The following is a 13,652-nucleotide window of genomic DNA, read 5'->3' as shown; positions in this document are numbered from 1 at the left end:
TATTTTAAGCAGCTTTTCTATGATTTGCTGTTTTGGCATTTTGAGGAACTTCACTAATAACTGATCCTTGCATTGGCAAACAGTTTGTAATATTTATATCTATTACTTCTATTACATTTGCAAGTTTCTTAACTATCTTCTCAATTTTATCCTGAGTACCATGAACAACAAGATTAAAGTGAGAAATACCTTTATTTGCAGTTTCAAATACTGTTAATTGCTCAATGTTTACACGATTACGTGAAAGAACAGAAGAAATTCTTTGTAGCACGCAAAGGGTATTTTCAGTATTCATTGTTATAAAGTATATATTTTCATTCATAGCGCTACTCCTCTATTCCTAATTTAGTATTACTAATTGATTCACCAGCAGGTACCATAGGGAAAACATTTTCCTGATTTTCCACCATTACCTCTAGTAAGTATGAACTATCTGAGTTAAGAAATCTAGCTATAGCATCTTTAAGATCTTTTCTTTCTTTAACTCTTTCACCTTCAATACCATACGCCTCAGCAACCTTAACAAAATCAGGTGAAGATATATTTGTATAAGAATATCTACTTTCAAAGAATAACTCTTGCCACTGACGTACCATTCCTAAGAACGTATTATTTAATATTAAGATTTTAACATTAATACCTTCTTGGTTTAGAACAGCTAGTTCCTGGATATTCATCTGGAAACCACCATCACCTATTACAGCAACGACAGTTCTATTATCCTTAACACCCATCTTTGCGCCAATAGCTGCAGGTAAGGCAAATCCCATAGTTCCTAAACCTCCAGAACTAATATGAGAATTAGTTTCTAAAAACTGATAATATCTTGCAGCAATCATTTGGTGTTGTCCAACATCAGATACTACAATAGCTCTACCATTAGTAGCTTTAGATATTAAACTTATTACCTCGGCCATTTTTATTTCGCCAGAAGTTGGGTTCGTTTCACCCTCAATAATAGCCTTAACTTCTTTTTGATGCTCAGATGCAAATACATCATGCCATCCTTGATGAGAATTATTTGCTATATATGGTAGTAAACATGTTAATGCTTCTTTAGCATCAGCATTTATACCAATATCTGCTTTGACATTTTTATTAATCTCAGAAGGGTCTATTTCAATATGAATAATCTTAGCATTTGGCAAATAATGACCAAGATCTCCCGTAACCCTATCGTCAAATCTCATCCCAACAGCAATTACCACATCTGCTTCGTTACAAAGGACATTAGCTGCATAATTACCATGCATCCCAAGCATACCTTTATATAGATCATGATTATATGGAAATGCTGATAATCCTAGTAAAGTACTTACTACGGGAATATTCCCTTTTTCTGCAATTTTTAAGACTGCTTCTTCAGCCCCTGATAACATAACACCATGCCCTGTTATCATAATCGGCTTTTTAGCATTATTTATATACTCTGATGCTTTAAGGATATCATCCATATTTATAGTTGGTTTATAAAGCCATTTTCCATGCTTATTGCCAATAGCATCTTCATACTCCATCATACCGACTTGTGCATCTTTAGTAATATCAATTAATACAGCACCAGGTCTTCCATTTGAAGCTATTTCAAAAGCTTTTTTAAAAACTTCTGGAATTTCATTAGGATCTGTAATTTGATAATTCCATTTAGTGGCAGCCACAGACATGCCTATAATATCAGCCTCTTGGAAAGCATCTGTGCCTAATAAAGGACTAAAGACTTGACCCGTAATACAAACTATAGGAACAGAATCTATCTGTGCATCTGCTATACCTGTAATGAGGTTTGTTGCTCCAGGGCCGGATGTTGCAATAGCAACACCAACTTTTTCAGTAGCTCTAGCATAGCCTACAGCTGCATGAACCGCACCTTGCTCGTGCCTAACTAAAACATGATGAATTTTATCTCTTGATTGGTGTAGAGCATCATAAGTGGGCATAATAGCCCCACCAGGATATCCGAATATACAATCAACGCCTTCTGCTTGAAGTGATTTTACTATGGCTTGAGAGCCAGTTATTTTCATACTTTAGCACTCTCCTTTCAATCTATTTTTAATTTTATTCAATTTTAATATTTAGCAAACACATACTAAATATCTAGTATATTATAGTCATAGATTAGCTATATTTAAATAGTAAAGACGATTTTATTGATTTTTTTTATAAAAAATGCTAGAAAAGATATCTTTTAACCTAAATCAGTTACACAACCTGTAGAGGCTGATGATACTGTTTTTATATATTTTTTAAGAGTTCCTCGAGACGCTTTTGGCTGTGGTTGTTGCCATTTCGATTTTCTTTGTGCTATCTCTTGATCTGATAACTCAACATCAATAACATTGTTAATAGCATCAATAGTAATCTTGTCACCATTTTCAATCAAAGCTAACATTCCACCTTCAAAAGCCTCAGGAGCAATATGCCCAACAATAAAACCATGAGATCCACCTGAAAAACGACCATCTGTAATCAAAGCAACATCTTGACCTAATCCAGCACCCATTATTAAAGAAGTTGGTTTAAGCATCTCTGGCATACCAGGACCACCTTTAGGCCCTTCATAACGAATAACGATTACATCACCTTTTTTAACTTTACCTTGCTCAACTGCAGCAACCATTTCTTCTTCTGAATCAAATACATTTGCTACACCTTTAAAGATTTCACCCTCTTTACCAGTAATTTTAGCAACGGATCCTTCAGGAGCTACATTACCTTTTAAGATTTGTAAATGTCCAGTTTTCTTAATAGGATTATCTATGCTTTGAATGATTCTACCATCATCAGAAAGATCCGCTACATTTGCTAGATTTTCAGCTAAAGTTTTACCTGTTACAGTCAAACAATCACCATGAAGCATGCCTTCTTTTAGTAACATTTTCATAACCGCAGGAGTACCGCCAACAGCATGTAAATCAGCCATTACATATTTACCACTTGGTTTAAAGTCTGCTAATACAGGTGTTTTGTTAGCTATTTCTTGGAAATCATCTATATTAAGATCAACTCCTACTGAGCTTGCTATAGCAAGTAAATGAAGTACAGCATTTGTAGACCCACCCATAACAGTAATTAACACCATAGCATTTTCAAAAGCTTTACGAGTCATAATATCTCTAGGTTTGATATCTAGCTCTAAAAGATTTCTGATAGTTTCACCAGCTTTATCACACTCTTGTACTTTTTCTGGTGATGTCGCAGGAGTAGATGAGCTAAATGGTAAACTCATACCTAAAGCCTCAATAGCACATGCCATAGTATTTGCAGTATACATACCACCACAGGCACCAGCACCAGGACATGCTTTTTTAATAGTCTCTTGACGCTCTTGTTCTGTAATCTGACCAGATAAGCATGCGCCATAACTTTGGAAAGCTGTAACTATATCAATTGGTTTACCACGCATAACACCTGCTTGGATAGTACCACCGTAGATAACAAACCCGGGTCTATTAAGTCGACCTAAAGCCATCATACACCCTGGCATATTCTTATCACAACCAGGAATAGAAACTAGCCCATCATACCAATGAGCTGACATTACAGTCTCAATAGAATCAGCAATAAGATCTCTTGATTGTAATGAATAACTCATACCGTCTGTACCCATTGAAATACCATCACTAACACCAATAGTATTAAATCTCATTCCCTTTAAATTTTCTTTTTCAACACTATTTTTGACAAATTGTGCTAATTGATTCAAATGCATATTACATGTATTACCTTCATACCATACACTAGCAATACCAATTTGTGGTTTATGCATATCATTATCATCCATGCCTGTACCATAAAGCATAGCTTGAGAAGCGCCTTGAGATTTATCTTCTGTAAGACGTCTACTATATTTATTTAATATTTTTTTCATAATTTACTCACCTTTAGATATATCTTATGCATAAGCAATATTATATGCGTCAATAAATGCTTCAACCGAAGCCTGTATTATATCTGGTGATACTGCTTTACCAATACTTTTTATACCTTCTTTCTCTAGACTCATTTCAACATAAACAACAGCATCAGCACCCTGTCCACGTATCTTAACTTTATAGTCTGTTAGGTTATAAACAATATTACTTGGACATGCTCTACATAAAGCATTTAAAACAGCATCAACTGGACCAACACCTGAGCAAGAAGCAAAGTATAGTTGATCTGCAATTTTAACGGTAACTTCTGCCACAGATTTTTGATCAAGTTCAACATTAACTTTGAATGATTGAACATCAAGTATATTTTTACTAACAGCATCTGTCATCTCTGTAGCATCTTGAATAATATCTTGAATATCAGAAACACTAATTGTTTTACCTTTAACTAAGAATCTTTCAATTAGCCCTCTAACTTTTGCTAGGAATGACTCATCATAGTTAGCTCCAAACAGCTCACCTAATGTTTTTTTGACTTCTTCTAGAGTTGGTAGACTATCAAATACTACTTCATTTTGCTCAATAAATAGCATTGTCTTATTATCAAAGAAATGACTATTATAAAGTCTATCAAAATCAGTTTCTGACGGATGTATAATTGGTGGTTGAATTGCTGATTTAAGTACAACATTTGGATCTTTAAGTCCATCACCTGACAATACACAAACGACTGTACTACCTTTTTGAAGCTTACCATCTTTGTATTTTTGAAGTAAATGAGCAATAGTTGATGCTGAAGCTAACTCAACAAATAATCCTTCTTTTGTTGATAATAGATATTGAGCCTCAAGCATTTTCATATCAGTAACGGCTGTTGACTCACCACCAGTATTATAAATAGCATCGATAGCTTTATCACCATCTATAGGATATGGCACTGCTATTGCAGTAGCAATTGTATTAGCAGCTTTTAGTGGTTCAACTCTATTTTGATTTTTTTGATATGCTCTAGCTAAAGTATCAGCTCCTGTTGATTGCACTCCTGTAAGTTTTGGTAGAGAGTTAATAAAGCCTAACTCTTTATATTCAGAGAAACCTTTATAATAAGCTGTCATATTAGTACCACAACCAATTGGTACAATAACCTCATCAGGAACTTGGAAAAGTAACTGATCTACCAGTTCAAAAGCAGCTGTTTTTTGCCCTTCAACTCTAAAAGCATAATCTCCAGCAAGGAAGAAATCTTTTGACTTTGCAATATCAAAAGCTAACTTAGCAGCGGCATTATAGCTTCCTTTTACCTGGACAATCTTACCACCATATGACATTACTTGAGCTAGCTTAGATGTTGCAACACCCTCTGGCACAATAATAAAACAAGGCATTTTTGCAGCTGCGGCATAACAAGCACAAGATGCTGCCATATTACCTGTTGATGCTAAAACTATACCTTTTGCACCTAGCTCTTTAGCAACTGTGATATCTACAGCAGATCCTCTATCTTTAAATGACCCTGTAGGATTTTTGCCCTCAACTTTAAAATAAAGATTTATGCCAAGCTCTTTACCTATAATTTTACTTTTTAATAATGGAGTTGGCGCCTCTCTTAAAGATACAAAACTTGATGGATCTTTTATAGGCATAAATGGTATGTATTTAGATAGACAAGGGGATGCTTGAGTAAAGTAGTCTTTATTAATTTTTTTGCTGATTTTGTTGATATCCATCTGGATTTCCCAGGGTTCATCTTCTCCAGCAAAAACAAAACTATCAGTAGAAACTTCTTCTTTTGTATAGAAATTTAGTATTTTGTACATTCTATAGAATTACCTCATAAATTTAATCATAGATTTATAAACTTACTTTATACTAATGCATTTTAATTAATAATTAAATAAAGTGTTTATGGTATTTTTTATTTATATTAAAAATATATTGAAAACGTGAACATATCTTTATAAATTTCTCTTTATAATAAAAAGTTCTTCCATTACATATAATATTAATTGCAATAAACTATCTTCTCTTATTATTTTTGCTTATGTAATATTTTAAATTACAATTATCTCCTTAATGAAGTATTCAAGTATTTTATAATGCTCAAATTTACTCATATTATTCAAGAATCTCCAAAAAAGCGTAAAAGTGTTGATAGAAAAAAGACTTTTATGAAATATATAAAGAATTTGCCTCTAAAAAAGCTCTAGAATAAGCAAGTAGATGCTCTCAATGTGGTATACCATTTTGTCAAGTACACTGTCCCCTAGGAAATAATATTCCTGACTGGCTAAAAACTAGTAGCTGAGGATAGATTAGAAGAAGCATACCAATTATCACAGTCAACAAATAATTTTCCTGAAATCTGTGGTAGAGTTTGCCCTCAAGATAAGCTGTGCGAAGGTAGCTGTGTCATTCAACAATCTGGACATGGAACTGTGACTATAGGTTCCATAGAGAAGTTCATAACTGAAACAGCATGGAAAAATAACTGGATTAAACCAATAAAAGTATCAAAAGAAAATTCCCAAAGTATTGGAATTATTGGAGCAGGTCCTGCTGGCTTAGTTTGCGCTGAGGAGCTTAGAAAATTTGGCTTTCAAGTTACGATATATGATAAACATGATTGTCCTGGTGGATTACTAGTCTATGGAATACCAAGCTTTAAACTAGAAAAAGAAGTAGTTACTAGAAGGACTAATCTTTTAAAAGTCTCAAAAGATAACTATCCTATACCTATGCTACTATGTGTGGGAATGGTTAATAAATTACTAGTAAATTTAAATAAAAGAGGTAGAGTATCTATAAATGTACAAGTAGCTGATGCTCTAGATACTCATTCATTTGCAACACTCATTGGAGTTGGTGCAACTACCATAAACCCTTATTTAGCAATAGATAGTATCCATGACCGTCTAGTGAAAAATTTATTGTGTAACTTAAGTTTTGATGAAGCTGTTAAAAAATATATAAATGCTATAAACTCTGGTCTACTAAAAGTTATGGCCAAAATGGGAATATCTGTAATAGCCTCATATAGAGGTGGTGGTAATTTTGAAACTGTAGGCCTAAGTAGAACTATAGTCAATGATTTTTTTCCTAATGTTGTTTCTAAAATATCTGGTATAGGCTTAACTGGAATTGAAAAGAAAATAACAAAAATTCATAAACAAGCTTTTAATAGTGATTCTGAAAACCTAATGCTACCTATTGAAGGTTTATATAGATATAGGCGAGATGGAGAAATTCATCAATATCAAGCAACACTAATACACTTATTACAAAACTCAGTATCTACCAACTCTTATGAAAAATATAAAAAATATGCTAGAGGTATATATAGTTTACCTCCTATAAATATTAGAGATTTAATTGATTTTAAAAATAAACAAAACTCTATTAGCATTGATGAGGTAGAAAGTGTTGAAAATATATTAAAAAGATTTGGAACAGGCAGTATGTCTCATGGAGCCCTATCTAAAGAAGCTCATGAAACATTAGCCATAGCAATGAATAGAATTAAAGGAGCATCATGTAGTGGTGAAGGTGGTGAAGATCCAAAAAGATTTAAGTTGATGGAAAATGGTGATAGCGCAAATTCACGAGTTAAACAAATAGCATCTGCGAGATTTGGCGTTAATCTAGAGTATCTAAATAATTGTAATGAAATCGAGATAAAAATTGCCCAAGGAGCTAAACCAGGTGAAGGAGGTCAGCTACCAGGATTTAAGGTAACTACGGAAATAGCTAAGTTAAGACATTCAACTCCAGGTGTAACACTAATATCCCCTCCTCCTCATCATGATATATATTCAATCGAAGATCTTGCACAATTGATATATGATCTTAAACAAGCTAATCCAAATGCTAGAGTAAGTATAAAACTAGTTGCCTCTTCAGGTATTGGTACGATAGCAGCAGGTGTAGCTAAAGCTAATGCTGATATTATTCTAATCTCTGGACATAATGGAGGTACTGGAGCCTCACCTCAAACTAGTGTCAAATATGTTGGGATTCCTTGGGAAATGGGCTTAACAGAAGCTAATCAAATTTTGACATTAAATAACTTAAGGCATAAAGTCACATTAAAAACTGATGGCGGTATTAAAACAGGTAGAGACGTCGTTATTGCGGCAATGATGGGTGCCGAAGAATATGGTATCGCAACAACGGCACTAGTTGCAATGGGATGTATTATGGTTAGACAGTGCCACTCTAATACCTGCCCTGTTGGAGTCTGTACTCAAGACAAAGGTTTAAGAAAAAGATTTTCTGGCACACCGGAAAAGGTTGTAAACTTATTTATATTTATAGCTCAAGAAGTCAGAGAAATTTTAGCAGAACTTGGTTTTTGTAAACTAACAGATATTATTGGACGTTCAGACTTACTAAAACAAATTAGCAAAGGCTCTTCTAGTCTAGATGATTTAGATTTAAGCCCGCTATTTATACAAGCTGATTCAGGTGGTAATAAAAGATACTGTGACAATCCTATAATCAACAAAGTCCCGGATACTCTTGATCAAAGAATATGGCCTGAGATAGAGCAATCGCTGAACTCTTCTGAAAAGGTTAGTAAGGTATTTACAATTAATAATACTGATAGAGCTGTTGGAACTAGAATTTCTCATTATTATAAAATTGAAGTTTCTAAAAATCCTTTGGTATTAAACTTTCTAGGCTCTGCAGGACAGTCTTTTGGTGCCTTTGCCATAAATGGACTAAAGCTTATACTAGAAGGTGATGCAAATGATTATGTTGGTAAAGGTCTTTCTGGAGCAACAATAGTTATTAAAAAACCACAAACTAGCAATTTAATTTCTCACAAAAATACAATTATAGGAAATACTGTAATCTATGGCGCTATTTCAGGAAAACTCTTTGCTGAAGGTGTTGCTGGTGAAAGATTTGCAGTAAGAAACTCTGGTGCTATATCTGTTGTAGAGGGTTGCGGATCTAATGGCTGTGAATATATGACGGGGGGCGTTATCGTTATATTAGGTGATACTGGTGATAATTTTGGTGCTGGAATGACTGGAGGAATGGCATTTGTCTACGATGAAAAAAATACATTTATTAATAAAATAAATCCTGAAACAGTAGTCTTTAATAGAATAAAAAATACATATTGGGCTACTATTTTAAAGAATCTAATTATAGAGCACGTTAAAGAAACTCAATCAAAACACTCAAAAAGGATATTAGAAAACTTTGATAATCTATTGGAGAACTTCTATCAGGTCTGCCCTAAAGAAATGGTTAATAAGCTGGAGTTCCCATTAGGGTAAGAACTATATTTAATAAATTCTACTGATACCAAGAATCTAGTCTTTCTTTTAACTTATCTAGACCCATTTTACTTAGTGACGAAAATAACTGATAGGAGATTTTGTCTGTCGAAATAAATGTTTTTAGAAAGCTTTCTATCATTCTATTAGCTTGGGCTCTTTCTTTGTTATTTAGTTTATCAGCTTTTGTAAGAAGTATATGTAAGTTTAGATCAAATGATATTGCCATCTCAATCATCAAAGAGTCAAACTCTTTTAGCGCATGACGTGAATCTACCAGTAGAACTATTCCACCTAAACATTGACGCGATGTTAAATAACTTTCCATCTCGCTTTGCCATTGTTTTTTAATAGCCTCCGAAACTTTGGCATAGCCATAACCTGGTAAATCGACTAGTCTTTTATTATCACCAAGATCAAATAAGTTTATTAACTGCGTTCTACCTGGGGTTTTACTTACTCTAGCAAGACCTTTATGATCTGTAAGAGTATTTAATGCACTAGATTTACCAGCATTTGATCTACCTGCAAAAGCTACTTCTACACCTGTATCTTCTGGAAGTTGAGAAACTTTTGCAGCTCCCATTATATATTTTGCGTTACGATAATTCATAATTTATACTCTAATTTTATTTTTTCAAAAAGTTCCTGACAAGCAGTATGAATCATCATAAAAACTTTTTCAAAGTTATTTTCATAGTATGGATCAGGTACATCTTTTATAGATATTGTTGATGCGTATTCAAGTATTCTTGATATTTTTGAAAAGTCAGCTTTTGGGAACATCTCTTTCATTGTAGTTATATTTTCCTGATCCATAACGACTATATAATCAAATTTATCAAAGTCTGACTCTTCTAGTTGTTGCGATTTTTGATCTGAAAGATCACAGTCATATTTTTTAGCTGTTTCTAATGATCTCATATCAGCACCATCACCCTCATGGCCCCACATACGTGAGCTAGTACCACAAGACTCCACATAAATACTATCTTCAAGATCATTTTCTCTAACAATATCTCTAAAAATACCATGTGCTGTTGGGGATCTACAAATATTACCCTTACATACAAAAAGTACTTTTACCTTATTCATAATTTATTTAGCCTCTTTCATAGCTTCAGCAAGTTGACTATGAGGCTCTAATTTAAAGCCTTGAAAAAACTTACTATTAGGCTTAAGCATAAATACAACTTGATTTTTACCATCAAAGCTCCTCTTATATGAATTCATACTCTTTAAGAACTCATATAAAGGAACTGAGCCTGCATACGTATCTGTAAAGATCTTAGCTGCTTTTGCATCTGCTTGAGCTCTAATAATCTTAGACTGCTTTTCTGCTTCTGCTAGAGTTACTGTTACTTTCGCATCAGCTGCTGCTTTTGTTTTCTCAGCCGCCCTTTCACCTTCAGCTCTTATACGTGAAGCTTCCTTATGTCTTGAAGACTTCATTCTTTGGTATATAGATTCTGTAATTGTATCAGGCAAATCAATCTGATTAACTCTAACATCTACTATAGATATACCAATTTCTTTAGCTTGAGCAGCTACATCTTTTGTTAATGCTATCATTAACTTATCTCGATCATTATTTACTAAGCTTTGAATATCGTTTTTACCAACTTCAGCTCTTAATGATGATTCTAAGAATTGCTTTAATAATGTTTCTGCTCTAAAGGTTTGTCCGCTTGTGCTAATAAAGAATTTAGAAATATCATTTATTCTCCATACAACATAAGCATTTATTAGAACATCTTTTTTCTCTTTTGTAACTACGCGAGATGAGTCTGTAGTTAAAACTCTATTTCTCATATCATAGTTTTTAACTGTATCTAAGAATGGAATCTTAATATGAATACCAGGCTCATATTCAATGACTTTACCATCTTTTTTAACAAGTTCTCCTAATCTTAAAACTACCGATTCTGTACCTTGTTTAACTATAAATTTACTACTTAAAGTTACTATTACTGCAATTACCACAAGTACTAAGATTATTTTTAAAAGCTTACTCATCTTAGTTTCCTCCTTGTGTATTTGATAATAATGCTTGCTTTTGCTTACTTCCTAAACCATAAAAAATATTCTTCGCACCATCTCCATCAATTATAAAGACTTTATTATGCTGCAATACATCTGAGATAGTATTAAAATACATTTGATTCATAACGATATCTGGTGATTTTTTGTATATTGGTAATAGTTGTTCAAACTCAGCTACTTCACCTTGAGCTTGTAATACTATTTGTTGCTTATAAGCATTTGCTTGATCAACAATTCTCTGAGCTTTACCTTCGGCAACTGGAATTACTCTGTTTGCATAAGACTCAGCTTCATTTTGTAATCTAGCCTGATCTTCTCTTGCTTTTATAACATCATCAAAAGCATCTTTAACAGCATCTGGAGCTTGAGCCGGCTGCATAATAACATCACTTATATATATACCAGATTTATATTCTTTTAATAAAGCTTCCATTTCTTGCTTAACTTTACCGGCTATTGATGCTCTTTGTGTTGTTAGAATATCAGATAAGTTACTATGCCCAATAACTTGTCTAACAGCACTTTCTAGTGATTGCTGTAATAGTTGAGATGGATCTGTGTTTGCAAATAAATAATCCTGTAGGTTAGAAATACGATACTGTACCGTAAAAGAAACATGAACAATATTTTCTTCAGACGTTAACATATCTCTTTTTAATGAAATTGTTTTTAACTCTTGGACATTTTCTTTACGAATTGTATCTATTCCTATCGGATACCAGTGCAAACCTGGTTGAACCATTTTTGTAAACTTACCAAACCTAAGTACCGCTGCTTGCTCAGCAGGTTGAACAACATAAAAGCCAAAACCTACCCATACAATAATCAAAACACCTATAACAACAGCTGCTATTTTCTTAATTGGTGGCTTCTCAAATATAGGGTTATTTTTATTGGCATTTTTAGAGTAAATACTTTCATCATCATTATCACTCTTCTTTTTCTTTTTACCAAAGAATTTTTTTATAATTTCCTCTAAATCTGGAGGTCCTTGTTCAGAGTTTTTACTCCAAAACCACTTTTGTTTTAATTTTTTAATCATAAATAAGTATTCCTATATATCTTATAATAGTCTTTTATGCTTATAACTTACCTATTATATATAAAAATTTATATAATTTTTGCACTATCTGCAAATAATTACCAAATGCTTGTATCTATAATATTGAATAACTAAAAATATAGTTCTAAAATTGAAAGTTAGACTAATTTCTAAAGGAAAGGAACATGAGAATTGCGATAAATGGAATTGGTATAGCAGGACCTACTTTAGCATGGTGGCTTAGAGAGTATGGCTTTGAACCTGTTATTTTTGAAAAATCTCCTGAGTTTAAATCCGGTGGCCATCTTGTTGACTTTTGGGGACATGCCTGTGAAATAATGGAAAAAATGGGGCTTCTTGAACAGTTAAAAGAAAAGTCTTATCAAATAAAATATATTCACTGTTTTGATGAAAATGGTAGAAGGTCATCAAAGGTAAATATTTCCTCTCTTATCAAAGAGAATTATGGCGAATTCTTAAGTGTTAAACGAGGAGATATTTCAGAAGTTATCTATAATGCTTGTAAAGGAATCGATATAAGATTTGGTACATCTATAGAAAACCTAGAAGAACAAGAAGATGGCGTAATCGTTCACCTTTCAGATAAAACAACAGAAAAATTTGATCTCGTTATAGGTGCTGATGGTTTACACTCTCATATCCGTTCATTAGTATTTGATAATTCAGAATATGAAGAATATGATTTAGATAAATATATTGCTGCATTTTCGCTAAAAAATTATAACCATTTTGAGAAATTTACCTACGCAGTTAGTGTTGGCAATGATAAGCAAATAGCTAGAGTTTGTTTAGATGAGAATGAAACCTTATTAATGTTCACTATTGATGCAAGTCTAGTTAAAAAATTCCCAACAACTACAGAAGAGAAGAAACAGCTTCTAAAATCAATCTTTAAAGATAACAAATGGGAAACACCTGATATCCTAGATAGACTCGATAATGTTGAATATATTTATTTCGATAACGTAAGCCAAGTAAAAATGAATAACTGGTATAAAGGACGTGTTGCTTTAGTTGGAGATGCTTCTTCTTGCCCTTCTATACTAATGGGCTTAGGAAGTATGTTTGCAATAGTTGAGACTTATATACTAGCTGGTGAATTATATAAAGCTAAAGGTGACTATAAAGTAGCTTTTGAACAATGGCAAGATAAGTTAAAAGATATAATCAACAGAAAACAAAAAGTTGGTTTATCAAACTTATCCTTAGCAGCATCAGATGAGATTGTGAAAAAATATCTTTCTACAATCACAGTCAAAATATCCTCAACACCAGTTGTATCAAAATTTATTGGTGCTGGAATCTTTAATGATCAAATAGAGCTTCCTGACTATAAAAAGGATTAATTTTTCTTTTAAGATTATATTTAGGCTCTGTGCACAAAAA

The 13,652-nt window shown here is 33.0% G+C and carries 11 protein-coding genes and 2 pseudogenes; 4 read left to right on the top strand and 9 right to left on the bottom strand.

Going from position 1 to position 13,652, the window contains the following annotated elements; all coding sequences use genetic code 11:
- Window positions 1-4: 4 nt before the first annotated feature.
- The 5 genes and pseudogenes from F3D62_RS00050 to thrC form a co-directional block, all read right to left on the bottom strand.
- The gene (locus F3D62_RS00050) at window positions 5-322 is read right to left on the bottom strand and encodes an acetolactate synthase small subunit (protein WP_150466206.1); all 318 of its coding nucleotides are present in this window, start codon (window positions 320-322) and stop codon (window positions 5-7) included.
- A 4-nt stretch (window positions 323-326) separates the two neighbouring features.
- Complete coding sequence (gene ilvB, locus F3D62_RS00045; RefSeq protein ID WP_150466205.1) at window positions 327-2,024, bottom strand: biosynthetic-type acetolactate synthase large subunit; 1,698 nt, start codon at window positions 2,022-2,024, stop codon at window positions 327-329.
- 164 nt (window positions 2,025-2,188) lie between these two features.
- Window positions 2,189-3,871 carry a dihydroxy-acid dehydratase gene (gene ilvD / locus F3D62_RS00040; RefSeq protein WP_150466204.1) on the bottom strand — a complete coding sequence of 561 codons (1,683 nt, stop codon included), beginning with the start codon at window positions 3,869-3,871 and terminating at the stop codon, window positions 2,189-2,191.
- Between the two features lie 24 nt (window positions 3,872-3,895).
- The gene (locus tag F3D62_RS13210) at window positions 3,896-4,468 is read right to left on the bottom strand and encodes an alpha-isopropylmalate synthase regulatory domain-containing protein (protein ID WP_224732610.1); all 573 of its coding nucleotides are present in this window, start codon (window positions 4,466-4,468) and stop codon (window positions 3,896-3,898) included.
- Between the two features lie 156 nt (window positions 4,469-4,624).
- Window positions 4,625-5,518 (bottom strand): annotated as a pseudogene (thrC, locus tag F3D62_RS12880) (threonine synthase); the annotation flags it as partial.
- Window positions 5,519-6,111: 593 nt separating this feature from the next.
- Here thrC and F3D62_RS13205 point away from each other — a divergent pair.
- The 3 genes and pseudogenes from F3D62_RS13205 (at window position 6,112) to gltB (ending at window position 9,160) form a co-directional block, all read left to right on the top strand.
- Window positions 6,112-6,180, top strand: a complete 69-nt coding sequence (locus F3D62_RS13205; protein ID WP_191092498.1) for a hypothetical protein — start codon at window positions 6,112-6,114, stop codon at window positions 6,178-6,180.
- Window positions 6,181-6,184: 4 nt separating this feature from the next.
- A pseudogene (locus tag F3D62_RS12875) lies at window positions 6,185-6,352 on the top strand (NAD(P)-dependent oxidoreductase); the annotation flags it as partial.
- Window positions 6,326-9,160 (top strand): glutamate synthase large subunit, encoded by a 2,835-nt coding sequence (gene gltB, locus F3D62_RS00030; protein WP_263478745.1) that lies wholly within the window; start codon window positions 6,326-6,328, stop codon window positions 9,158-9,160. The pseudogene F3D62_RS12875 and the gene gltB, both read left to right, overlap by 27 nt.
- Window positions 9,161-9,179: 19 nt before the next feature.
- Here gltB and yihA read toward each other — a convergent pair whose 3' ends face one another.
- The 4 genes from yihA to hflK are packed head-to-tail and all read right to left on the bottom strand — an operon-like array spanning window position 9,180 to window position 12,245.
- A complete protein-coding gene (yihA, locus tag F3D62_RS00025; protein WP_150466202.1) occupies window positions 9,180-9,773 on the bottom strand; it encodes a ribosome biogenesis GTP-binding protein YihA/YsxC in 594 nt (197 codons plus the stop codon).
- Window positions 9,770-10,255, bottom strand: a complete 486-nt coding sequence (locus F3D62_RS00020; protein ID WP_150466201.1) for a low molecular weight protein-tyrosine-phosphatase — start codon at window positions 10,253-10,255, stop codon at window positions 9,770-9,772. Before F3D62_RS00020 ends, yihA begins: the two co-directional genes overlap by 4 nt.
- A gap of 3 nt (window positions 10,256-10,258) precedes the next feature.
- Window positions 10,259-11,176 (bottom strand): protease modulator HflC, encoded by a 918-nt coding sequence (gene hflC, locus F3D62_RS00015; protein WP_150466200.1) that lies wholly within the window; start codon window positions 11,174-11,176, stop codon window positions 10,259-10,261.
- A gap of 1 nt (window position 11,177) precedes the next feature.
- Window positions 11,178-12,245, bottom strand: a complete 1,068-nt coding sequence (gene hflK / locus F3D62_RS00010) for an FtsH protease activity modulator HflK (protein WP_150466199.1) — start codon at window positions 12,243-12,245, stop codon at window positions 11,178-11,180.
- A 185-nt stretch (window positions 12,246-12,430) separates the two neighbouring features.
- On the opposite strand from hflK, the gene F3D62_RS00005 reads away from it, so the two are divergent.
- Window positions 12,431-13,612 carry an FAD-binding domain gene (locus F3D62_RS00005; RefSeq protein WP_150466198.1) on the top strand — a complete coding sequence of 394 codons (1,182 nt, stop codon included), beginning with the start codon at window positions 12,431-12,433 and terminating at the stop codon, window positions 13,610-13,612.
- Window positions 13,613-13,652: the final 40 nt, after the last annotated feature.

Origin of the sequence: Francisella sp. SYW-9, from assembly GCF_008711465.1 — a bacterium.
In the GTDB taxonomy this organism is placed as follows: domain Bacteria; phylum Pseudomonadota; class Gammaproteobacteria; order Francisellales; family Francisellaceae; genus Francisella.
This window is presented reverse-complemented; position numbering and strand designations above follow the sequence as displayed.

Excerpts from the sequence above, each read along its gene's own strand:
- ilvD (WP_150466204.1), bottom strand. The coding sequence starts at position 3,871 with ATGAAAAAAATATTAAATAAATATAGTAGACGTCTTACAGAAGATAAA.
- yihA (WP_150466202.1), bottom strand. The coding sequence starts at position 9,773 with ATGAATTATCGTAACGCAAAATATATAATGGGAGCTGCAAAAGTTTCT.
- F3D62_RS00005 (WP_150466198.1), top strand. The coding sequence starts at position 12,431 with ATGAGAATTGCGATAAATGGAATTGGTATAGCAGGACCTACTTTAGCA.
- hflK (WP_150466199.1), bottom strand. The coding sequence starts at position 12,245 with ATGATTAAAAAATTAAAACAAAAGTGGTTTTGGAGTAAAAACTCTGAA.
- F3D62_RS00050 (WP_150466206.1), bottom strand. The coding sequence starts at position 322 with ATGAATGAAAATATATACTTTATAACAATGAATACTGAAAATACCCTT.
- F3D62_RS00020 (WP_150466201.1), bottom strand. The coding sequence starts at position 10,255 with ATGAATAAGGTAAAAGTACTTTTTGTATGTAAGGGTAATATTTGTAGA.
- hflC (WP_150466200.1), bottom strand. The coding sequence starts at position 11,176 with ATGAGTAAGCTTTTAAAAATAATCTTAGTACTTGTGGTAATTGCAGTA.
- ilvB (WP_150466205.1), bottom strand. The coding sequence starts at position 2,024 with ATGAAAATAACTGGCTCTCAAGCCATAGTAAAATCACTTCAAGCAGAA.
- F3D62_RS13210 (WP_224732610.1), bottom strand. The coding sequence starts at position 4,468 with ATGCTATTTATTGAGCAAAATGAAGTAGTATTTGATAGTCTACCAACT.